The 477-nt window shown below is 69.2% G+C and carries 1 protein-coding gene; it reads left to right on the top strand.

The annotated features are described in order from the left end of the window. Positions 1 to 477, top strand: a 477-nt coding sequence (locus IH00_RS36940) for a GAF domain-containing protein (RefSeq protein WP_039946163.1), incomplete at both ends; no start/stop codon positions are given.

Raw genomic sequence — 477 nt, 5'->3', positions numbered from 1 at the left:
GCCAACCAGGAGCAGGACTGGCTCAAGTCCAACCTCGCCCGCATCACCGGACTCATCCAGGGGCACCGCGACCTGACCGTCGTCGCCGAACTCATCGTCGACGAACTGACACCGCTCGTCTCCGCGCAGTACGGCGCCTTCTACCTCGCCGAGGACACGGCGGACGGCACCGAACTGCGCCTCATCGGCTCGTACGGCCGGCCCGCCGGCATGGAGGAGACCCGCTTCCGGCTCGGTGAATCGCTCGTCGGGCAGGCCGCCCGCAGCCGCCGCACCATCACCGTGGACGACGTACCGGCCGACTACCTGCGCATCTCGTCCGGGCTCGGCACCACGGCGCCCGGCAGCCTCGTCGTGCTGCCCATCGTGGTCGAGGACCAGGTGCTGGCCGTCGTCGAACTCGGCTCGTTCACCTCGTTCACGCCCGTCCACCAGGACTTCCTCCAGCAGCTGATGGAGGCCATCGGCGTCAACGTG

The sequence above is a fragment of the Streptomyces sp. NRRL S-118 genome, assembly GCF_000716335.1.
In the GTDB taxonomy this organism is placed as follows: Bacteria; Actinomycetota; Actinomycetes; order Streptomycetales; family Streptomycetaceae; genus Streptomyces.
The sequence above is the reverse complement of the archived record's forward strand: the minus strand, read 5'-3'. Positions and strand labels throughout refer to the sequence as shown.